Source organism: Curtobacterium sp. Curtsp22 (assembly GCF_059492135.1).
Genome location: NZ_CP168519.1, coordinates 1,515,406 through 1,535,978, shown reverse-complemented (window position 1 = coordinate 1,535,978; position 20,573 = coordinate 1,515,406). Strand labels below are relative to the sequence as shown.

Annotated in this window: 19 protein-coding genes; 10 read left to right on the top strand and 9 right to left on the bottom strand. The window is 71.4% G+C overall.

All coding sequences use genetic code 11. The features are described from left to right. The first annotated feature begins 35 nt into the window (after positions 1-35). The 3 genes from ACEN8D_RS07240 (at position 36) to phoH2 (ending at position 3,597) form a co-directional block, all read left to right on the top strand. Positions 36-821 (top strand): isoprenyl transferase, encoded by a 786-nt coding sequence (locus tag ACEN8D_RS07240; RefSeq protein ID WP_309778860.1) that lies wholly within the window; start codon positions 36-38, stop codon positions 819-821. A 113-nt stretch (positions 822-934) separates the two neighbouring features. Next, positions 935-2,044, top strand: a complete 1,110-nt coding sequence (locus ACEN8D_RS07235) for an aminotransferase class V-fold PLP-dependent enzyme (RefSeq protein ID WP_071294707.1) — start codon at positions 935-937, stop codon at positions 2,042-2,044. Positions 2,045-2,232: 188 nt separating this feature from the next. Then, entirely contained in the window at positions 2,233-3,597 is a 1,365-nt protein-coding gene (phoH2, locus tag ACEN8D_RS07230; protein WP_413399613.1) for an RNA 5'-3' helicase PhoH2, read from the top strand. 170 nt (positions 3,598-3,767) lie between these two features. Here the strand turns inward: phoH2 and ACEN8D_RS07225 are convergent, their stop codons facing one another. From ACEN8D_RS07225 to xseA, 5 genes are all read right to left on the bottom strand, one after another. After that, positions 3,768-5,168, bottom strand: a complete 1,401-nt coding sequence (locus tag ACEN8D_RS07225; RefSeq protein WP_092384906.1) for a class II fumarate hydratase — start codon at positions 5,166-5,168, stop codon at positions 3,768-3,770. Between the two features lie 119 nt (positions 5,169-5,287). Further along, entirely contained in the window at positions 5,288-5,902 is a 615-nt protein-coding gene (locus ACEN8D_RS07220) for a carbonic anhydrase (protein ID WP_070416758.1), read from the bottom strand. Positions 5,903-5,970: 68 nt separating this feature from the next. Then, positions 5,971-6,609 (bottom strand): DUF4245 domain-containing protein, encoded by a 639-nt coding sequence (locus ACEN8D_RS07215; protein WP_309778862.1) that lies wholly within the window; start codon positions 6,607-6,609, stop codon positions 5,971-5,973. Further along, positions 6,606-6,851, bottom strand: coding sequence for an exodeoxyribonuclease VII small subunit (locus ACEN8D_RS07210; protein WP_022906010.1), 246 nt, complete (start codon positions 6,849-6,851; stop codon positions 6,606-6,608). Before ACEN8D_RS07210 ends, ACEN8D_RS07215 begins: the two co-directional genes overlap by 4 nt. 71 nt (positions 6,852-6,922) lie before the next feature. Then, positions 6,923-8,158 carry an exodeoxyribonuclease VII large subunit gene (gene xseA / locus ACEN8D_RS07205; RefSeq protein ID WP_413398896.1) on the bottom strand — a complete coding sequence of 412 codons (1,236 nt, stop codon included), beginning with the start codon at positions 8,156-8,158 and terminating at the stop codon, positions 6,923-6,925. A 124-nt stretch (positions 8,159-8,282) separates the two neighbouring features. On the opposite strand from xseA, the gene ACEN8D_RS07200 reads away from it, so the two are divergent. Further along, positions 8,283-9,347, top strand: a complete 1,065-nt coding sequence (locus tag ACEN8D_RS07200) for a 4-hydroxy-3-methylbut-2-enyl diphosphate reductase (protein ID WP_413398897.1) — start codon at positions 8,283-8,285, stop codon at positions 9,345-9,347. Then, on the top strand, positions 9,344-10,078 hold the full coding sequence (locus tag ACEN8D_RS07195; RefSeq protein ID WP_413398898.1) for a DUF6264 family protein: 735 nt from the start codon (positions 9,344-9,346) through the stop codon (positions 10,076-10,078). Before ACEN8D_RS07200 ends, ACEN8D_RS07195 begins: the two co-directional genes overlap by 4 nt. On the opposite strand, the gene ACEN8D_RS07190 is transcribed toward ACEN8D_RS07195, so the two are convergent. Then, entirely contained in the window at positions 10,079-10,642 is a 564-nt protein-coding gene (locus ACEN8D_RS07190) for a TetR family transcriptional regulator (RefSeq protein ID WP_413398899.1), read from the bottom strand. 86 nt (positions 10,643-10,728) lie between these two features. Between ACEN8D_RS07190 and ACEN8D_RS07185 the strand changes: the two genes are divergently transcribed. Next, entirely contained in the window at positions 10,729-11,850 is a 1,122-nt protein-coding gene (locus ACEN8D_RS07185) for a zinc-binding alcohol dehydrogenase family protein (RefSeq protein WP_413398901.1), read from the top strand. 30 nt (positions 11,851-11,880) lie between these two features. On the opposite strand, the gene ACEN8D_RS07180 is transcribed toward ACEN8D_RS07185, so the two are convergent. Next, complete coding sequence (locus tag ACEN8D_RS07180) at positions 11,881-13,140, bottom strand: M18 family aminopeptidase (protein ID WP_413398902.1); 1,260 nt, start codon at positions 13,138-13,140, stop codon at positions 11,881-11,883. A gap of 94 nt (positions 13,141-13,234) precedes the next feature. Continuing rightward, entirely contained in the window at positions 13,235-14,263 is a 1,029-nt protein-coding gene (gene fbaA, locus ACEN8D_RS07175) for a class II fructose-bisphosphate aldolase (RefSeq protein ID WP_413400068.1), read from the bottom strand. A gap of 160 nt (positions 14,264-14,423) precedes the next feature. Between fbaA and glpX the strand changes: the two genes are divergently transcribed. After that, positions 14,424-15,413, top strand: a complete 990-nt coding sequence (gene glpX / locus ACEN8D_RS07170) for a class II fructose-bisphosphatase (protein WP_079238384.1) — start codon at positions 14,424-14,426, stop codon at positions 15,411-15,413. A 233-nt stretch (positions 15,414-15,646) separates the two neighbouring features. Here glpX and ACEN8D_RS07165 read toward each other — a convergent pair whose 3' ends face one another. Continuing rightward, positions 15,647-16,909: a DNA recombination protein RmuC gene (locus ACEN8D_RS07165; RefSeq protein ID WP_413398618.1), complete on the bottom strand. Its 1,263-nt coding sequence runs from the start codon at positions 16,907-16,909 to the stop codon at positions 15,647-15,649. Positions 16,910-17,043: 134 nt separating this feature from the next. On the opposite strand from ACEN8D_RS07165, the gene iolC reads away from it, so the two are divergent. From iolC to ACEN8D_RS07150, 3 genes are read left to right on the top strand one after another with little or no spacing between them, the layout of a single operon-like run. Beyond that, positions 17,044-18,036, top strand: coding sequence for a 5-dehydro-2-deoxygluconokinase (gene iolC, locus ACEN8D_RS07160; RefSeq protein ID WP_495601214.1), 993 nt, complete (start codon positions 17,044-17,046; stop codon positions 18,034-18,036). Next, positions 18,029-19,060: a class I fructose-bisphosphate aldolase gene (locus ACEN8D_RS07155; protein ID WP_092384272.1), complete on the top strand. Its 1,032-nt coding sequence runs from the start codon at positions 18,029-18,031 to the stop codon at positions 19,058-19,060. Before iolC ends, ACEN8D_RS07155 begins: the two co-directional genes overlap by 8 nt. Beyond that, complete coding sequence (locus tag ACEN8D_RS07150) at positions 19,057-20,568, top strand: CoA-acylating methylmalonate-semialdehyde dehydrogenase (RefSeq protein WP_413398617.1); 1,512 nt, start codon at positions 19,057-19,059, stop codon at positions 20,566-20,568. Before ACEN8D_RS07155 ends, ACEN8D_RS07150 begins: the two co-directional genes overlap by 4 nt. Positions 20,569-20,573 lie beyond the last annotated feature (5 nt).

Here is a 20,573-nt window from a genome sequence, read left to right as displayed (position 1 = left end):
GCTCGCTCCGAGGCACCGTGCACTATGTTCGTTCCGTGACCGGCAGGGTGGGATGGGCAGGACGAGGGATCCTCTACCGCGCCTACCAGAGCCGGATCCGCCGGCAGATCGACGGCTCGGCGATGCCGAAGCACGTCGCCATGATCGTGGACGGCAACCGCCGCTGGGCGAAGCAGCTCGGCCTCGAGTCCGCCGCGCACGGGCACCGCGCGGGCGCCGCGAAGATCCCGGAGTTCCTCACGTGGTGCGACGAACTCGGCATCGAGGTCGTGACGCTCTACCTGCTGTCGTCCGACAACCTCAAGGGTCGTGGCGGCGACGAGCTCGAGCAGCTCGTCGGCATCATCGCCGACCTCGCGGGGACCCTGGCCGACCACCGGGACTGGCGGGTCCAGCACGTCGGCTCGAACGAGGGCCTGCCCGAACCCCTCGTCGCCGCGCTCTCCGCCGCCGAGCAGCGCACGGCGGAGCACACCGGGCTGCACGTGAACCTCGCGGTCGGTTACGGCGGCCGGCGGGAGATCGCGGACGCCATGCGCAGCATCGTGCAGGCGCACGGCGAGGGCGGCGGCACGCTCGACACCCTGGCCGAGGTCCTCACGCCCGAGCTCATCGGCGACCACCTCTACACCCAGGGGCAGCCGGACCCCGACCTGGTCATCCGGACGTCGGGCGAGCAGCGGTTGTCGGACTTCATGCTGTGGCAGAGCGCGCACAGCGAGTTCTACTTCGTCGAGGCGCTCTACCCGGACCTGCGCGAGGTCGACTTCCTGCGCGCCGTCCGCGACTTCGGGTTGCGGTCCCGCCGGTACGGCGGCTGAGCGGTCGCGGCCGCGCCGGTGGGCCGACGACCGCCGTTCCCCGCACTGCGGCGGCTGTCGGCCGTTCATCCCAGTAGACTCACAGGGTTTTCGTCCCACGGAAGGTTGCCCCTGTGAACATCGCCGAGTATGCCTCAGGCTTCGCCGAGGAGCCCGGCTACCTCGACCACGCCGCGTTCGGTCCCGTCCAGACCGCGGTCCTCGAGGAGCAGCGCGTGCTGGGGACGATCCAGGAGCACATGCGCTTCGGCGCCATGGAGACGCTCGACGAGCAGGACGCCCGGGTCCGCACCGTCGCCGCACGGCTCGTCGGCCGGCGCGAGGACCAGGTCGTCTCGCAGACCGCCACGACGCCCGGGCTCCTGCACACCGCGTTCGGGCTCACCGGCGGCGTGCTCGTCTCCGCCGACGAGTACCCCTCGCTGCCGCTGGCTCTCGCGAGTGCTGCCTCGGCCACGGGCGGTCGCGTGCAGCCCGTCGTGATCGAGTCCGGCGCCGGGTGGATGACGCCGTCGCTCATCGAGTCGCGCCTGTCCGACGACGTCACCGCGGTCGCCGTCTCGCTCGTCGACTGGCAGACCGGCTACCTCGCCGACCTCGCCGCCATCCGTGAGGTCATCGGCGACCGCCTCCTCATCGTCGACGCCATCCAGGGCTTCGGCGTGGTCGACGCCCCGTACGAGCTCGCCGACGTCGTCGCGACCGGCGGCCAGAAGTGGTTGCACGCCGGGTGGGGGACCGGGTTCACCGCGTTCAGCGACCGTGCCCTGAACCGCCTCCGGCCCGCACTGTCCGGCCCGCACGGCACGACCGGGTGGCCGACCGAGGTCCCGTCGGTCCGTCCGGGTGCCGCCGGCTTCCAGATGACCCGCACCGACCCGGTGTCGCAGGCGCGCCTGGCGGTGTCGCTCGACCGGCTCACGGCCGTCGGCGTCGCCGCCGTGCAGGAGCGGGTCACCGACCGGGTCGAGCGGGTGTTCGACATCGCCGACGAGTTCGGCCTCTCCGTCGAGTCCAGCCGCGACCCCCGGGAGCGCGCCGGGATCGTGGTGCTCCGACCGCCGCAGGGACGGCTCACCGCGCTGTCCGCGGCGTTCCACAACCACGGCGTGACGGTCACGACGCGGCTCGGGGTCGCGCGGGTGTCGGTGTTCGCGTCCACCACGGACGAGACGCTCGACATGTTCCGCGACGCCTGCCTGTCGTACGCCACGATGCAGTAGCGGCCGCGTTGTTCACGTGACCGTAACTCGGGGAACCGCGTGTCGCTGGTGCCGTGTCGGGGGTCGGACGTAGCTTGTCCCCATCGGGCACCGCGCCCGATCGAAGCGGCCACAGTCGGTGCTTCGCAGACCCGCTCCACGGCCGCGTTCGAGGACATGGACCGGGCCGAGCGCGGCCCGGGGATGGAGTGGTCGTGACCTCTCAGAACGTCTCTCGCGGAACACAGCAGCAGCAGCACACCGCGGACTCGTCCACATCGGTCGCCCAGCGCACGTACGTGCTCGACACCTCGGTGCTCCTCAGCGATCCGCGGGCACTGTTCCGCTTCGCGGAGCACGCGGTGGTCCTGCCCGTCGTGGTCGTCAGCGAACTGGAGTCCAAGCGCAACGACCCGGAGATCGGGTACTTCGCCCGGCAGGCACTCCGACTCCTCGACGAGCTCCGGAGCGAGCACGAGCGGCTCGACTTCCCGATCGCGATCGGCGACGGCGGCTCGTTCCGGGTCGAGCTGAACCACTCGAACCAGTCCGTCCTCCCGTCCGGGCTGCAGCTCGGCGACAACGACTCGCGGATCCTCGCGGTCGCCTCGAACCTCAAGAACGACGGACTCGACGTGGTCGTCGTGTCGAAGGACCTGCCGCTGCGCGTCAAGGCGTCCTCGATCGGCATGGCGGCCGAGGAGTACCGCGCCGAGCTCGCGGTCGACTCCGGGTACACGGGCATCGCCGACCTGCAGGTGTCCGGTGAGCAGATGTCCGACCTCTACGAGAAGGAGGAGATCCGCTCGTCGCAGCTCGACGGCGTCCCGGTCAACACCGGCGTCGTCATCCACTCCGAGCGCGGCTCGGCCCTCGGCCGGGTGCACACCGCCGGCGCGGTGGCGCTGGTGCGTGGCGACCGCGAGGTCTTCGGCCTCCGCGGGCGCTCCGCCGAACAGCGGCTCGCGATCGACGCGCTGCTCGACCCGGAGATCGGCATCGTCTCCCTCGGCGGCAGCGCCGGCACGGGCAAGTCGGCGCTCGCGCTCTGCGCCGGTCTCGAGGCCGTCCTCGAACGACAGCAGCACAAGAAGATCATGGTGTTCCGCCCGCTCTACGCCGTGGGCGGCCAAGAGCTCGGGTACCTCCCGGGCGACGCGTCCGAGAAGATGAACCCGTGGGCACAGGCGGTGTACGACACGCTCGGCGCCCTGGTCTCCGACAACGTCCTCGACGAGGTCGTCGAGCGGGGCATGCTCGAGGTGCTCCCGCTGACGCACATCCGCGGGCGCTCCCTGCACGACGCGTTCGTGATCGTGGACGAGGCGCAGTCCCTCGAGCGGAACGTCCTGCTCACGATGCTGTCCCGCATCGGGCAGAACTCGCGGGTGGTCCTCACGCACGACGTGGCGCAGCGCGACAACCTGCGGGTCGGTCGGCACGACGGGGTCGCGTCGGTGATCGAGCGGCTCAAGGGACACCCGCTGTTCGCGCACGTGACGCTGACGCGCTCGGAGCGGTCCGCGATCGCGGCGCTGGTGACGGAGATGCTCGACTCGCCCGACCTGGTCTAGCGGCGGCGCGCGGCACGCGCCGGCCGAGACTCGGCCCAGCGGACAGTTACGCGGCATCTCGGCCACGAAACTGTCCGCGGACGCGAGTCTCGGCTGTCGGAAGCACCGCACTGACGGACAGGAGGCGCGGTGCCAGCTGGCACCGCGCCTCCTGTCCGTGACGGGGTGCGTCAGTTCGGGTGCGTCATGCTGAGCACGTCGAGGGCGCTGTCGAGCTGCTCCTCGGTGACCTCGCCCCGCTCGACGTGGCCGAGGGCGATCACGGCCTCGCGCACGGTGACGCCTTCCTGCACCGCGAACTTCGCGACCTTCGCCGCCGCCTCGTACCCGATCACGCGGTTGAGCGGGGTGACGATGGACGGCGAGGACTCGGCGAACGCGCGGGCGCGATCGAGGTTCGCCTCGAGCCCGTCGATCGTCTTGTCGGCGAGCACCCGCGAGCTGTTCGCGAGCAGGCGGATCGACTCGAGCAGCGCGGTGCCCATGACGGGGATCGCGACGTTCAGCTCGAACGCACCGGAGGCGCCCGCCCACGCGATGGTGGCGTCGTTGCCGATCACGCGTGCGGCGACCATGAGCGTGGCCTCGGGGATGACGGGGTTGACCTTGCCGGGCATGATCGACGAGCCGGGCTGGAGGTCCGGGATGTGCAGTTCGCCGAGGCCCGTGTTCGGCCCCGAGCCCATCCACCGGAGGTCGTTGTTGATCTTCGTCAAGCTGACCGCGATGACCTTGAGCGCCCCGGACGCCTCGACCAGGGCATCCCGGGCGCCCTGCGCCTCGAAGTGGTCGAGCGCCTCGGTGACGGGCAGCCCGGTGTCGCTCGCGAGCTGGGCGATGACCCGCTGCGGGAAGCCCTTCGGCGTGTTGATCCCGGTGCCGACGGCCGTGCCGCCGAGCGGGACCTCGGCCACGCGGGGGAGCGTCGCGTTCACCCGCTCGATGCCGAGACGGACCTGGCGCGCGTAGCCGCCGAACTCCTGCCCGAGGGTGACGGGCGTGGCGTCCATGAGGTGCGTGCGGCCGGACTTCACCGCGTCGGCCCAGAGCGTGGCCTTCGCCTCGAGCGACTCGGCGAGGTGCTCGAGCGCCGGGACGAGCGTGCGGATGAGGGCCTCGGTCACGGCGACGTGCACCGACGTCGGGAACACGTCGTTCGAGGACTGCGAGGCGTTCACGTGGTCGTTCGGGTGCACCGGGGCGCCGGCGACCTCGGACGCGAGGGTCGCGAGGACCTCGTTCATGTTCATGTTCGACGAGGTCCCGCTGCCGGTCTGGTAGACGTCGACGGGGAACTGGTCGTGGTGGGCGCCACCGATGATGGTGTCCGCCGCCTCGACCACGGCAGCGGCCAGGGTCGGGTCGACGATGCCGAGCTCACCGTTGACGATCGCGGCCGCCCGCTTGATCCGGGCGAGGGCGACGATCTGGGCCGACTCGAGCCCGCTCCCGGAGATCGGGAAGTTCTCCACCGCGCGCTGCGTCTGCGCCCGGTAGAGCGCGGACACCGGCACCCGGACCTCGCCCATGGTGTCGTGCTCGATGCGGTACTCGCCGGAGCTGTCGGTCACGGTGGTCGGGGTGGTGTCGGTCACGTCGTCGTGGTCCTTCCTGGGGTGCTCGCCGGCCGCGGTCGCGCCGGCTGGTGGGTGTCCCGATGGTGTCCGGGACGGGTCGTCGTGGCGGTCGGTCAGGCCTGGCCCACGACGGTGTCGACGGCGACCTCGCCCGTGGTGAGGTCGTAGGTCGCGCCGACGACGGCCAATCTACCCTCGGCGATCGCGTCCGAGACGGCGCCGGAGCGCTCGATCACCTGACGGAGCGTGGCTTCGAGGTGGGCGGCGCCGACGGATTCCTGCGGGACGTCGGCGTCGGTGGTGCGGACGCGCTCGACGCTCGGGGCGATGGCGTCGACGAGGGCCTGCAGGTGCGGGGCGGGGACGGGCTCGCCGGAGCGGGCGGCCGCGACGGCGCCGCACTTGGTGTGCCGGAGGACGACCACGAGCGGCGTGCCGAGCGCGACGACGGCGAACTCGATCGATCCGAGCACGACGTCGTCGACGATTTGGCCGGCGTTGCGGATGGCGAAGAGGTCACCGATGCCGGCATCGAACACGTGCTCGAACGGCACGCGGGAGTCCGAGCAGCCGAGGACGGTGGCGAACGGTGCCTGCGAGCCGGCGAGTTCCGAGCGGCGGTCCGGGTCGATCCGGCCGGTGCGGCGCTTGTCGGCGGCGAAGCGGGCGTTGCCCTCGACGAGGAGTCGGAGGGCGTCGGACGGGGTGGAGGCGGCGCGGTCGGGCATGGGGCTCCTCGGGTGCTTCGGGTGGTTCGGGTCGTGGTCGTGCTGCTGCTGCGGCGGGTGTTTGCTCGTCAGTTCGCGAACTGCTTGCTGACGGCGGTTGCGACGGTCCGGAACGAGGTGTCGTCGGCGGTGCCGGACAGGACGACGGTGCCCTGGTCGAACGTCGACACGAGCGAGTACGCCTGGTTGCCCGCGTCGTCGCCCTCGGCCCGACGGTCGTACACGGTCCACTTCGTCCCCGCGATCGTGCGGGTGCCCGTGGCGGCGTGCTGGTCGAGCTTGTTCGACACCCAAGTCGCGTTCGCGTCGATGCCCTGCTGCAGGCCGATGTACTGCTTGTCCGGCGTGAGCAGGCCGACGGTCCAGACGCTCACTCCATCCGACGTCTTGTCCTGGTAGTCGGCACGGTTGGACGAGAAGTCCCCCGGCAACGCGGGCGCGGCGAGCGTGACGCCCGGCACCTGGGCCTGCGAGGCCACCTGGCGGTAGTCGACCGTCCGGTCGCCGATCGTGGTGTCCGGACGCACGACGACCGCGACGAGGAACAGCACGATGCCGAGCGACGCGATGAGTGCGAGCACGAGGTTGAACGCGGTCTGGTGCTGCCGCCGGGCGGTGCGGGCAGCGTCCTTGCGCGCCCAGGTCTCCTCCGGTGTCTCGGGGCGGCCCAGCTCGGCGACGATCGGGCGGCCGTCGGCGTCGGTCATCGCGCTGCGCCGTCCTCGGACTCGGACGCGGCGCGTGCGGCGTCGAGCCGGGCCCGGGCGCCGACGAGCCACTCTTCGCACCGGGCGGCCAGGGACTCGCCCCGTTCCCAGAGGGACAGCGAGCGTTCGAGCGTGGCCGATCCCTGCTCGAGTTCGGCGACGACGCGCACGAGTTCGTCGCGCGCCGCTTCGTAGCTCAGCGACCGGACGTCGGGCTGCTCGGGTTCCTGCTGGGATGACACCCCTCGATCCTACCGAGCGCCCACCGACGTGCCGCTCCCGGGAGCGAACCCGTGGAGAACCCGCAGCCGGGTCAGGCCCCGTCCGGACCGGGACCGTCCGGCTCGAGCGTGCCGGTGGCGGTGCCCGCGCCGAGCGTCACGTGCACGGGCGTCGCACCGCTGAGGTCCTCCGAGCCCCGCACCACGCCGCCGTCGGCCGTCTGCACGATCGCGTAGCCGCGCCGCAGGGTGTCCCGCGGCGACAGCGCCCGGAGCCGGGCGGTGAGGTGCCCGACCTCGGAGTGGGAGCGTTCGAGCCGGCGGTCGAGGAGTTCACGGGCGCGGGAGAGGTCGCGCGCCACCTCTTCCGCGCGGGTGTCGACGAGCCAGGCGGTGGACGCCAGGGCGGGGCGGGAGCGCAGGGCCGCGATCCGGTCCGCCTCGACCGAGAGGGTGTGCGACAACCGGAGCCCGAGTCGTGCCCGCGCCTGCCGGACGTTGGCGAGTTCCTCGGCGACGTCGGGCACCACGCGCTTGGCCGCGTCGGTCGGGGTGGAGGCACGGAGGTCGGCGACCTCGTCGAGGATCGGCCGGTCGGCCTCGTGCCCGATCGCCGAGACGATCGGGGTGCGCGCAGCGGCCGCGGCACGGACGAGTCCCTCGTCGCTGAAGCCGAGCAGGTTCTGGAAGTCGCCACCGCCGCGGGCCACGATGATGACGTCGACGGTCGGGTCGGCGTCGAGCTCGAGGATCGCCGCGGTCACCTCGCTCACGGCGCGCTCGCCCTGCACGGCCGTGTGGACCGTCCGGAACTCGACCTGCGGCCACCGGAGCTGGGCGTTGCGCTTGACGTCCTTCTCGGCGTCGGAGTCCTTGCCGGTGATCAGCCCGATCCGGTGCGGCAGGAAGGGCAGGCGCTTCTTCAGGGACGGGTCGAACAACCCTTCCTCGGCGAGGGCGCGGCGCAGGCGTTCGAGCCGCTCGAGCAGGTCACCGAGTCCGACGTGCTTCATCTCGACGACCTGCATCGTCAGCGAGCCGCCCTTGACCCAGTAGTTCGGCTTGACGGCCGCGACGACCCGGTCGCCCTGCTTGATGTCCGCGGGGACCCGGGAGCGCACGCTCGACCAGATCGAGAACGACACCGTGGCGTCGACGTCGACGTCCTTGAGCTTGCCGTAGACGTTGCCGCCCGCGACGTTCCACTGGGTGATCTCGCCCTCGACCCAGGCGGTGCCGAGCCGGTCGATCCAGTCGCGGAGCTTCGCGCCGAGCAGCGCGACGGGCCACGGGTCGTCAGCCGTCGGGGGCCCCTGTTCGATCGCCAATGTCGTTCCTTCCACGCGGGACGTCCATGCTGCCCGAGACCGGTGACAGCGCGCTCCGGACGGGTTGTCCACAGGTCCGTGCGCGCTCAGCCCGCGCGCGTCCCGCTCACCTATCATCGGGGACGTGACGATCACCAACGGCCACACGGTCCCGCTCGCCCCGCCGCGGGTCCTCGCGGCGCGCGGCCGCCTGCGGGACGAACCGGTCGCCGGCACGAAGAAGGTCCTGCTCGCCGCCCCCCGCGGGTACTGCGCGGGCGTCGACCGCGCCGTCGTCGCGGTCGAGAAGGCGCTCGAGCAGTACGGCGAGCCCGTGTACGTGCGCAAGCAGATCGTCCACAACGTCCACGTCGTGTCGACGCTCGAGCAGCGCGGAGCGGTCTTCGTCGACGACGTCGCCGAGGTCCCGCGCGGTTCGCACGTGGTCTTCAGCGCGCACGGCGTCTCACCGGCCGTGGTGGCCGGCGCCGCCGACCGCGACCTGCACGCCATCGACGCCACGTGCCCCCTCGTCACGAAGGTCCACCGGGAGGCGACGCGCTTCGCGAAGGCCGACCGCACCATCATCCTCATCGGGCACGCCGGCCACGAAGAGGTCGAGGGCACCATGGGCCACGCACCCGACCGCACGATCCTGGTCAACGGGCCGGACGACGTCGCCGCGCTCGAGGTCCCCGACCCCGAGAACCTCGTCTGGCTCTCGCAGACCACGCTGAGCGTCGACGAGACGATGGAGACCGTCCGGCTCCTGCGCGAGAAGTTCCCCGCGATCGAGGACCCGCCCTCCGACGACATCTGCTACGCCACCCAGAACCGCCAGGTCGCGATCAAGAAGATCGCCCCCGGAGCCGATCTCGTGATCGTGGTCGGCTCGGCGAACTCCTCGAACAGCGTTCGCCTGGTCGAGGTCGCGCTGGAGCACGGCGCGAAGGCCGCACACCGCGTCGACTACGCCGCCGAGATCCAGCAGGACTGGCTCACCGGAGTCGGCACCGTCGGCGTCACGAGCGGCGCCAGCGTGCCGGAAGAGCTCGTCACCGAGGTCCTCGACCAGCTCGCGGACGCCGGCTACGCCACGGTGGAAGAGGTCGTCACGGCGCACGAGGACCTCATGTTCTCGCTGCCGAAGGAGCTCCGCACGGACGCGTCGGGCAACCCCACGCGCGCACTCGGCGGGCGTCGACGGTGAGCGGGGGCACGGACGGCTGGTCCGCGGTGCCCGCCCGCGAGCCGGGTCAGGTCGTCGATCCCTCCCCCGGCCAGGAGGCGCGGCGCACCCCCGCCACGTCGGCCGACGGTGACGCGCACGGTCGCGTCCACGGCCGTCCGGCACCGCAGTACGGCGAGTACGCGCCCGACGGTTGGGTGAACCCGGTGCTCGTCGAACAGGAGCGCCTCGAGCAGCAGGAGCGCTCGCTCGCCCGGCGTGACGGGACGGCCGAGGACGCCGGAAGTGACCGACGCCGGTCCGGGTCGCCCGTGGCACCGCGGCCCGCCGTCGTCGGCCGGAGCGAGGGGGAGTCTCGTCCGACCCCTCCCGCCGGTCGGTTCGGCGCAGCTCCCATCGACTTCGTGCTGACCGTCGGCCTGCTCGTCATCGGACTGTGGTCGGTCGTCGAGTCGCTGTCGATCGGCACCACCGCATCCACGATCCGCAGTGTCGTCGAGCAGCAGTACACCGAGTTGGCGAACCCGGCTGCGCTCTCGACAGCGGTGCTCATCCGGGCGTTCGTGCTGGTCGTGCTCTTCGTGCTGGTCGCGTGGTGGTCGGTCAGTCGCCTGCGCGCCCGTCGGTGGACCTTCTGGGTGCCGCTCGTCGGCGGTGTCGTCGCGACGCTGCTGGGCATGGTCCCGGTGCTGGTCGCCGTGTTCCAGGATCCCCGGATGCAGGAGGTCCTGCACCGGATGGCCGGCGGCTGATCACCCCTCGAACGTCGCACGCATCCGTTCGGCGACCTGGTCGAGGTGCTCGGTGAGCGGCGCGGTGTCGCCGTCGGCGAGCCACCGTTCGAGCGCGATCTCGAACAGCTCGACCGTCAACCCGCCGAGCACCCGCGCGGCGAGGGGTTCCTCGCCACGGTCGACGAAGCCCTGCGTGACGGCGTCGCGGAGGTCCGCCTGCTTTCGCAGGTCCCGCTCGCGGAGGATCGGTTCGGCGTCGATGATGCGGCGAGCGGACCGGATCTCGTCGCGCTGCGGCTCGAACCGTTCGACGGCGAGCACCCGGAGCCCGTGGGTCACGATCGTGAGCGGCGTCGTGCCGGCCGGAGCGCGCGAGATCGCCCCGGCGGCGATGCGCGGGATCTCGTCATCGCCGAAGAACACCTCGCGCTTGTCGCTGAAGTGCCGGAAGAACGTCCGTTTCGTCACCCCTGCGCGGAGGACGATGTCCGGCACGGTCGTCGCGGCGAAACCCCGCTCGGCGAAGAGCTCGAGCCCGGCGGCCCGCAGTCGTTCCCTGGTGTCCGGTGCCCATCTGGCCATGTTCCGAGCATAAGCGATGACACCAGGTGTCGTCAGCCAGTAGTGTGACGACACCACGTGTCATCACTCTGCAGAAGGGCACATCCGTGTCACAGCACTCCGCCGCCGTCCTCCGCACCTCCCGCGCACCCCTCGTCGTCGAGCCGGTCCCGGACCCCGAACCCGCCGCGGACGAAGTGCTCGTGCGGGTCCGAGCGGTCGCCGTGAACCCGGTCGACTGGGTGATCCAGGGCACGGGCTCGGTGACCTACCGGTGGCTCCGTCACCCGGCGGTGCTCGGGTCGGACGTCGCGGGTGAGGTTCTGGCAGTCGGGTCCGGGGTCACTCGCTTCAGCATCGGCGACCGGGTGTTCGGGCTGGCGACGGGCACCGACCGGGGACGTGACCCGATGCGCGAGGGCGCGTTCCAGGAGACGACGGTGCTGCTCGAGCGGTTGACCGCCGCGACACCCGCCGGCTTGTCGGACGCGCAGGCCGCGGTCCTGCCGCTCGGCGCATCGACCGCCGCCTGCGCGCTCTTCCAGCCGGCGCACCTCGGCCTCGCGATGCCGGGCGACCCCGGCGTACCCGAGGGTGAACGGGGCGTCGTCGTGGTGTGGGGCGGCTCGACGAGTGTCGGGATGAACGCCGTCCAGCTCGCCCGAGCCGCGGGCTACGACGTCGTCAGCACGGCGTCACCCCGGAATGCGGCGCTGGTCCGGTCGCTCGGTGCCGACGTCGTCGCGGACCACGGTGACCCGCACGCCGTCGAGCACCTCGTCGAGGCCATCGGCGGGCGCAGGGTCGTCGGTGCCGTCGCGCTCGGCACGACCTCGGCAGCGGCGTGCATCGAGGTGCTCCGACGAACCGGGGGCAGCGTCCTCGCGATGGCGAGCACGCCGGTCTCGCTCGACGGGCTCGCGGGACGCCGACGGCTGTTCCCGGCGATGCTGCCCGTCTTCACGCGGGTCGGACTGACCGTGGCGCGGCTCTCGCTGCGCGCACGACGGGCCGGCATCGCGTCGGCGTTCGTCTGGGGGAGCAGCCTGCGCGACGACGAGGTGGGTCGTCGACTCTGGAGCGAGGTGCTCGGAGCCGGCCTGGCCGACGGGACGCTCCGCCCGGTCCCTGAGGCGCTCGTGGTCGGCGATGGCCTCGGATCGGTGCAGACCGCGATCGACCGGCAGCGGGCCGGTGTGTCCGCGCAGAAGGTGGTCGTGACGCTGTAGCTGGTCGCCCGACCGCTCCGCCCGGCTCGGCTACCCGGCCAGGAACGCGGCGACGGCGCCGTGCAGGGACGCGAGGTCGTCGACGTGCACGAGCTCGCGGATCGAGTGCATCGACAGCAGCCCGACGCCGATGTCGATCGTCGGGATCCCGAGCCGGGTCGCCGCGATCGGGCCGATGGTCGAGCCGCCCGGGATCGTGTTCACGTTGACGAACGGCTGCCACGGCACGCCGGCGGCGGCACACGCGGTGGCCCAGACGGCCTCGCCCTTCGCCTCGGTCATGTAGCGCTGGTTCGCGCTGATCTTCAGGAGCGGGCCCGCTCCCGGACGCGGACGGTTCGTGGGGTCGTGCTTCTCCGGCTGGTTCGGGTGCACCAGGTGCCCGGCGTCGCTCGACAGCAGCCACGAGGCACGGAACGCCCGCGCGGCTTCGGAACGGGTGGCGCCGAGGTCCTCCTGCACGCGACCGAGGACGTCCTCGAGGAAGGGACCGCCGGCACCGGACGGCGTCGAGGACCCGATCTCCTCGTGGTCGAACGCCGCGAACACGGGGATGTGGTCGCCGTCGGCCGGGGCCTCGACGATGCCGCGGAGTCCGGCGTGCACGCTCGTCAGGTTGTCCATCCGGCCCGAGGCGAGGAACTCGCGGTCGATGCCGATGCGCGCGGGAGCCTGGGTGTCGGCGAGGAAGAGGTCCCACGACACGGCGCCGTCGCCGAGCCGGGCGCGCAGCCACGACACCACGTCGGTCCCGCCCGCATCGCCGTCGACCCCGACGATCGGCAGGGTGTGCCGCTGGCGGTCGATCTCCTTGCCGTCGTTCACGCCGCGGTCGAGGTGGATCGCGAGGTTCGGGATGCGGGCGACGGCGTCGGTGGACACCAGGCGGACCGTCCCGTCCGCGTCGACGACCCGGCCGGCGATGCGGAGGTCGCGGTCGAACCACGTGGAGAGGAGCGCGCCGCCGTAGACCTCGACGTTCAGCTGCTCCCATCCGCCGGTGCGCACGCCGGGGTTCGGCTTGATGCGGAACCCGGGGGAGTCGGTGTGTGCGCCGAGGATCCGGAACGGGGTGGTCGGGGTGGCCCCGGACGGCAGACGCCAGGCGATGACGGCACCGTCCCGGACCACCACGTACGCGCCGGGCGTCGTCGGCCAGGCACCGAGCTCGTCGAGCTCCTCGAACCCCGCGGCGACGAGGCGGTCCCGGACGGCCGCTGCCGCGTGGAACGCGGTGGGGGACTCGGTGACGAACTGGGCGAAGTCGGAGGCGATGGCGTCGGCGGTCACCCGACCATCGTGGCACGGCGGTTGAGGTGACCGGACGCAGAACGGGGCGCGTCCGTCGGACGCGCCCCGTTCCTCCAGGCCGTTGCTCGGGGTGTCAGCCCTTGGTGTGGCCGGCCGAGCCGAGCACCTTCGCGGCCTCGCCCACGCGAGCCGCCATGGCGGTTTCGGCGACCTTGCCCCAAGCGCGCGGGTCGTACTGCTTCTTGTTGCCGACCTCGCCGTCGATCTTCAGGACGCCCTCGTAGTTCCGGAACATCGAGTCGGCGATCGAGCGCGTGAACGCGTACTGCGTGTCCGTGTCGATGTTCATCTTGATGACGCCGTTGCGGACGGCCTCGTGGATCTCCTCGTCGGTCGAGCCGGAGCCACCGTGGAAGACGAGGTCGAGCGGGTTCTCGCCGGTGCCGTGCTTGGCCGCGACCGAGGCCTGGATCTCGCCGAGGAGCTCGGGGCGGAGCTTGACGTTGCCCGGCTTGTAGACACCGTGCACGTTGCCGAACGTGAGCGCGGCGATCCAGCGACCCTTGTCACCGAGGCCGAGTGCGTCGACCACCTTCTCGACGTCGTTCGGGGTCGTGTACAGGGCGTCGTTCGTGCCCTCGTGCTCGACGCCGTCCTCTTCGCCGCCGACGACGCCGATCTCGACCTCGAGGATCGCGTTGATGTTCCGCGTCTTCTCGATCATGGTCTTGGCGATCTCGATGTTCTCGTCGAGCGGCACGGCCGAGCCGTCCCACATGTGCGACTGGAAGATCGGGTTGCGGCCGGCGCGGACCTCTTCCTCGCTCGCTGCGATGAGCGGCAGGACGAAGCCGTCGAGGGCGTCCTTCGGGCAGTGGTCGGTGTGCAGCGCGACGGTGATGTCGTAGTTCTTCGCGACCTCGTAGGCGAACTTCGCCATCGCGAGGGCACCGGCGGCGCGGTTCTTGACGGTGTGGCCGGCGAAGTAGTCGGCGCCACCCGTGGTCACCTGGAGGATGCCGTCCGAGCCCGCCTCGGCGAGGCCCTGGAGGACCGCGTTGATCGTCTGTGACGACGACACGTTGACGGCGGGGTACGCGAACTTGCCGGCCTTCGCTCGTTCGATCATCTCGGCGTACTGTTCCGGCGTTGCGATGGGCACGTGGATCTCCTTCGACTTCGGTGGTGTCCTCGCCGATCGTAGTCAGCCGGACTGGAGGCGCGGCGCGGGTTACGCGGTCGGCCCGCGCCCGGCGTGCACATGCGTCCACGGGCCCGTTGTCCGAACCGTCGGTCGGCTGCCGGTCGGTAGGCTGGCGGTCGTGACTCCCACGACGGAAACCGGCTCCCTGTTCCTCCAGCCCGACCGCAACCTGGCGCTCGAGCTCGTGCGTGCGACGGAGGCCGCGGCGATCCGTGCGCAGCCGTGGGTCGGGCGTGGTGAGAAGAACCTCGCGGACGGTGCCGCCGTCGACGCGATGCGGAAGTTCCTCGGCACGGTGAACTTCGACGGCGTGGTCGTCATCGGCGAGGGCGAGAAGGACAACGCCCCGATGCTCTACAACGGCGAACACGTCGGCAACGGGCACGGTCCGGCCTGCGACATCGCCGTGGACCCCATCGACGGCACCTCGCTGACCGCCGCGGGTCGCCAGAACGCGATCTCGGTGATGGCCGTCTCGGACCGCGGCTCGATGTACGACCCGTCCGCTGTGTTCTACATGGACAAGATCGCCGCCGGCCCCGAGGGTCGCGGCGTCCTCGACCTCGAGAAGCCCATCGGTGACAACATCCGTGCGCTCGCGAAGGCGAAGGGCAAGGACCTCGAGGACATGCAGATCGCCGTCCTCGACCGTCCCCGCCACGACGAACTCATCCGTGCGATCCGTGCGACCGGCGCCGGCACCCGGCTCCTGCTCGACGGTGACGTCGCCGGTGGCATCGCGGCGGCGCTGCCCGGGTCGACGATCGACATGTGCGTCGGTGTCGGCGGCACCCCGGAGGGCATCATCACCGCGTGCGCGATCAAGGCGCTCGGCGGTGTGATCCTCGGCAAGCTCCAGCCGAAGGACGACGAGGAGCGCGAGAAGGCGATCGCCGCCGGACACGACCTCGACAAGGTCCTCGACCAGGACGACCTGGTCACGGGCGACAACACGTTCTTCGTCGCCACCGGTGTCACCGACGGTGTGCTCGTGGACGGTGTCCGCCGGTCGCGCGGCGTCATCCACACGGACTCGCTCGTGCTGCGGTCCCGCTCGAACACGATCCGCCGCATCCAGGCGGACCACCGCGCCGAGAAGTGGTTCTGATCCGCTGACGCCGCTGCGCGCTGCTGCGGCCGCCGCTGCTGCGCGGCGCAAATCGCGTTCGCACAACCGAAGTCCGTCCGAACCACGTTCCCGCGTGGTTCGGACGGACTTTCGTTGTGCGGGGCGGGGCGGGGCGGGGCGGGGCGGTGCGGTGCGGTGCGGAGCGGGGCGCGGCGCGGGGCGGTGCGGAGCGGGGCGCGGCGCGGCGCGGGGCGGCGCGCCGGCGCGCGCGCTCAGTCGTCGTCGAGGGCGCCGACGAGCTCCGGCGCGGTGAGCAGCCGCGGCTCGTCGGTGATCGTCGCCGGGTCCGCGATGACCTTCGACTCGTCGAGGAGCGACAGCCGCCGGGCACTTGGCAGGACCTGGCGTTCGAGCGACCCCACGAACCGGTTGTAGTCGACCACGGAGCCCCGGATCGACCGCCCGAGCTTGTCGACGTGTCCGGCCATGGTGGCCAGGCGGCCGTACAGCTCTCGGGAGACGCGGAAGAGCTCGTGCGCCTCTTGCGAGACGACGTCCTGCTGCCACGAGAACGCCACGGTCTTCAGCACCGACCACAGCGTCACCGGCGACGCGAGTGCGATGCGCTTGCGGAACGCGTGGTCGAGCAGCCCGGGGTCGGCGGCGAGGGCGCTCGAGATGAGCGACTCCGACGGGATGAACGCCACGGTGAGCTCCGGCGATGCGTCGTAGCCGGTCCAGTACTCCCGCGCGGCGAGGGCGTCGACGTGCGCCCGCAGTGCCTTGACGTGCTGCCCGATGAGCGCATCGCGCCGGGCCTCCTCGGCGCCGGTCGCGGTCGCCGGGATCTCGGCGGCCTGCAGGTAGGCGCTGAACGGGACCTTGGCGTCGACGGCGATGGTCTTGCCACCCGGCAGGTGCACGACCATGTCGGGGCGCGCGGTGCCGGCGGTCGTGGTGACGGAGGACTGCACGTCGAAGTCGACGCGCTCGAGGAGCCCCGCGGCCTCGACCACGTTGCGCAGCTGGGTCTCGCCCCAGACGCCGCGCGTGCTGTTCGACGACAGGGCGCTGGCCAGCGTGTCGGCGGTGGCGCGCAGCCGTTCCTCGGACTCGGCAGCGGAGCGCAGCTGTGCCGAGAGAGCCCCGTACTGCTCGCTGCGGGACTGTTCGAGCTCGGCGATCTTGGCGCGCATGACGTCGAGCGTCTGGGCGACCGGGCTGAGCGCGGAGAGCACCTTCGACTCGCCCTGGGTCCGGGCGGCGTCGGCGCCGTGCATGCGCTGGACGAGGTGCTCGAGTTCGGCGGCCCGGCGTTCCAGCGAGTCGACCTGCCGCCGGTACTGCGCGTCCTGCGCGTCGAGCCGTTCGTCGGCGTCGCGACGGACCTCGTCGAGGCGCGACCGGAGCGCCTCGGCGCTGGCGCGGGACGTGGCGGCGTCCACGCCGGCGCGGGACCGCGCGAGCGACCAGGCGACGACCGCACCGACGGCGACGCCGATCACGAGACCGATGACCAGGGCGAGGATCTGCATGTCGCGACCTTGGCAGGACCCACCGACACCGCGCCTCCTGGGCCGCCCGAATCCATGTCATGACATTAGGGCAAACAAGGTGTACAGTCGTGATCGTCCGCCGATGAAGCCGCACGGAAGGTCCCCCGCGTCGCATGACGAACCCAGCTCCCCACGCGTACGACGTGATCACGATGGGACGTGTGAGCGTCGACATCTACCCGCAGCAGACGGGGCCGCTCGAAGACGTCTCGACGTTCTCGAAGTCCGTCGGCGGCAGCGCCACGAACGTCGCGATCGCAGCAGCCCGGCACGGAGCCGACGCGGCGGTCATCACGCGCACGGGCAACGACCCGTTCGGCCGCTACATCGCCAGGACCCTGCCGGAGTTCGGTGTCGCGAACGCCTTCGTCGAGACGGTCGAGGGGCTGAACACCCCCGTCGCGTTCTGCGAGATCTTCCCGCCGGACGACTTCCCGCTGTACTTCTACCGGGCACCCAAGGCCCCGGACCTCATGATCACGGCGAAGTCCCTGCCGCTGCACGAGATCGAGCGGGCGAAGATCTTCTGGACGACGGTCACCGGCCTCAGCGAGGAGCCGAGCCGCCAGGCCCACCACGTGGCGTACGAAGCGCGCAGTGCCGCCGCGTCCCCGACCGCCCGGCACACCGTGCTCGACCTCGACTACCGGTCCATGTTCTGGTCGTCGCCCGAGGCCGCGACGCGCGAGGTCGCCGTCGCCCTCGAACACGCGACCGTCGCCGTGGGCAACCGCGAGGAGTGCGAGGTGGCCGTCGGTGAGACCGACCCCGTCCGCGCCGCCGACGCCCTGCTCGAGCGCGGGGTCGAGATCGCCATCGTCAAGCAGGGGCCGAAGGGCGTCCTCGCCAAGACCCGGGACGAGTTCGTCGAGTTCCGCCCGCACCACATCGACGTCGTCAACGGCCTCGGATCGGGCGACGGCTTCGGCGGGGCACTCACCCACGGACTGCTGCAGGGCTGGGGGCTCGAGCGGACCCTCGCGTTCTGCAACGCCGCCGGCGCGATCGTCGCGACCCGGTTCGAGTGCTCCACCGCGATGCCGACGAGCGACGAGATCGAGCAGTTCCTGCAGGACAACCCCACGGAGGAGGCCGTCAATGCCTGAGATCAGCACCGCCGACTTCGCGCGGCTGCGGGACGTCCGCGCCGGGCAGCCGGAGCTCGTGCGGGCCGCGCTCGACGCCCGACGCAAGCGCTCCCTGCTTGCCGACGACGGCAAGCTCTTCATCGTGGCCGCCGACCACCCGGCACGCGGAGCCCTGGCCGTCCGGAACGACGAGTCCGCCATGGCCGACCGGTACGACCTGCTCGAGCGGCTCGTCACGGCGCTTGGACGCCCCGGCGTGGACGGGGTGCTCGGCACGCCGGACATCCTCGAGGACCTCGCGCTCCTGGGCGCCCTCGACGACAAGGTCGTGGTCGGCTCGATGAACCGCGGGGGCCTCCGGGGCGCGACGTTCGAGATGGACGACCGATACACGGCGTACTCGGCGCAGGCCATCAAGGACTCCGGGCTGGACTTCGCCAAGCTCCTGGTGCGCATCGCCCTGGAGGACTCGGGGACCGCCCCGACCCTCGAGGCCACGGCCCGGGCGGTCAGCGAGGCGGCTGCGCTCCGGCTGCCGATCATGCTCGAGCCGTTCATGTCCGCGTGGCAGGACGGCCGGGTCGTCAACGACCTGACCGCCGACGCTGTGATCACCTCGATGGCGATCGCCGCGGGACTGGGGGAGTCGAGCGCGTACAGCTGGCTCAAGATCCCGGTCGTGGACGACATGGAGCGGGTGATGGCCGCGACGACGCTGCCGACCCTGCTGCTCGGCGGGGACCCGTCGACCCGTCCGCTCGAGACCTACGCCAAGTGGGCCGACGCGCTGGCACTCCCCGGGGTGCGCGGCCTGGTCGTCGGCCGCACGCTGCTCTACCCGCCGGACGGCGACGTCGCCGCGGCCGTGGACGTGGCCGCCGGGCTCGTCCACACCCAAGAGGCGCCTGAAGGCGCGTCCGGGGGGTCCGTCCACACCCAGGAGGCCCGGGCCGGGTTCTCCACAGAATCCCACGACCCAGCCGCTCGGCTCGCGGGCGCCACCACCATGGACTCGTCCATCCCGGAAGGAAGCAACGCATGACCACCACCGAGACCGCCACCACGACCATCGGGCACTGGATCGACGGGGCACGCGTCGCGTCGACCTCCGGCAACACGGCCCCGGTGTACGACCCGGCGCTCGGGGTCGCGACGAAGCAGGTCGCCCTCGCGAACGAGGAGGAGATCCAGGCGGCGATCGCGAGTGCGAAGGCGGCGTTCCCGGCGTGGAGCAACCTGTCGCTGTCAAAGCGCCAGCAGATCCTGTTCTCCTTCCGCGAGGTCCTCAACCGCGACAAGGCGGAGCTCGCCGAGATCATCACGAGCGAGCACGGCAAGGTCATCGACGACGCCCTCGGCGAGATCGCCCGCGGGCAGGAGGTCGTCGAGCTGGCGACGAACATCCCGAGCCTGCTCAAGGGTGAGTTCAGCGACCAGGTGTCGACCGGCATCGACGTGTACTCGATCCGTCAGCCGCTCGGTGTCGTCGGCATCATCAGCCCGTTCAACTTCCCCGCCATGGTGCCGCTGTGGTTCCTGCCGATCGCGATCGCCGCCGGCAACACGGTCGTGCTGAAGCCGAGCGAGAAGGACCCGAGCGCCGCGATCTGGCTCGCCGAGAAGTTCAAGGAGGCCGGACTGCCCGACGGTGTCTTCACCGTCCTGAACGGCGACAAGCTGAGCGTCGACGGACTCCTCACGAGCCCCGACGTCGAGTCGATCTCCTTCGTCGGGTCGACCCCCATCGCGCAGTACGTCTACGAGACGGGCACGAAGCACGGCAAGCGCGTGCAGGCCCTCGGCGGCGCGAAGAACCACATGCTCGTCCTGCCGGACGCGGACCTCGACCTCGTCGCGGACAACGCCATCAACGCGGGCTTCGGCTCCGCCGGTGAGCGCTGCATGGCGATCTCGGTCGTCGTCGCCGTCGAGCCGGTGGCCGACGAGCTCATCGAGAAGATCACGGAGCGCGCGGCGACCCTGCGCATCGGCGACGGTCGTCGCGGGTGCGACATGGGCCCGCTCGTCACGAAGCAGCACCGTGACAAGGTCGCCTCGTACATCGAGGTCGCAGAGCAGGACGGTGCGGTGGTTGTGGTGGACGGCCGCACCGTCCGACCCGACGGCGACGAGAACGGCTTCTGGCTGGGCCCGACGCTCATCGACCAGGTCCCGACAACGAGCCGCGTCTACACCGAGGAGATCTTCGGCCCGGTGCTCAGCGTCGTCCGCGTCGCCTCCTACGAGGAGGGCCTCGAGCTCATCAACAGCGGGGCGTACGGCAACGGCACCGCCATCTTCACCAACGACGGCGGCGCTGCCCGTCGTTTCCAGCGCGACGTGCAGGTCGGCATGATCGGCATCAACGTGCCGATCCCCGTCCCGGTCGCGTACTACTCGTTCGGTGGCTGGAAGAACTCGCTGTTCGGCGACCACAAGGCGTACGGCGCCGACGGCGTGAGCTTCTTCACCCGCCAGAAGGCGATCACGAGCCGCTGGCTCGACCCGTCGCACGGCGGCATCAACCTCGGCTTCCCGTCGAACGGCTGAGCGCT

Excerpts from the sequence above, each read along its gene's own strand:
- ACEN8D_RS07220 (WP_070416758.1), bottom strand. The coding sequence starts at position 5,902 with ATGCCCGACCGCGCCGCCTCCACCCCGTCCGACGCCCTCCGACTCCTC.
- ACEN8D_RS07215 (WP_309778862.1), bottom strand. The coding sequence starts at position 6,609 with ATGACCGACGCCGACGGCCGCCCGATCGTCGCCGAGCTGGGCCGCCCC.
- ACEN8D_RS07190 (WP_413398899.1), bottom strand. The coding sequence starts at position 10,642 with ATGGCCAGATGGGCACCGGACACCAGGGAACGACTGCGGGCCGCCGGG.
- ACEN8D_RS07165 (WP_413398618.1), bottom strand. The coding sequence starts at position 16,909 with ATGCAGATCCTCGCCCTGGTCATCGGTCTCGTGATCGGCGTCGCCGTC.
- iolC (WP_495601214.1), top strand. The coding sequence starts at position 17,044 with ATGACGAACCCAGCTCCCCACGCGTACGACGTGATCACGATGGGACGT.
- ACEN8D_RS07155 (WP_092384272.1), top strand. The coding sequence starts at position 18,029 with ATGCCTGAGATCAGCACCGCCGACTTCGCGCGGCTGCGGGACGTCCGC.
- ACEN8D_RS07150 (WP_413398617.1), top strand. The coding sequence starts at position 19,057 with ATGACCACCACCGAGACCGCCACCACGACCATCGGGCACTGGATCGAC.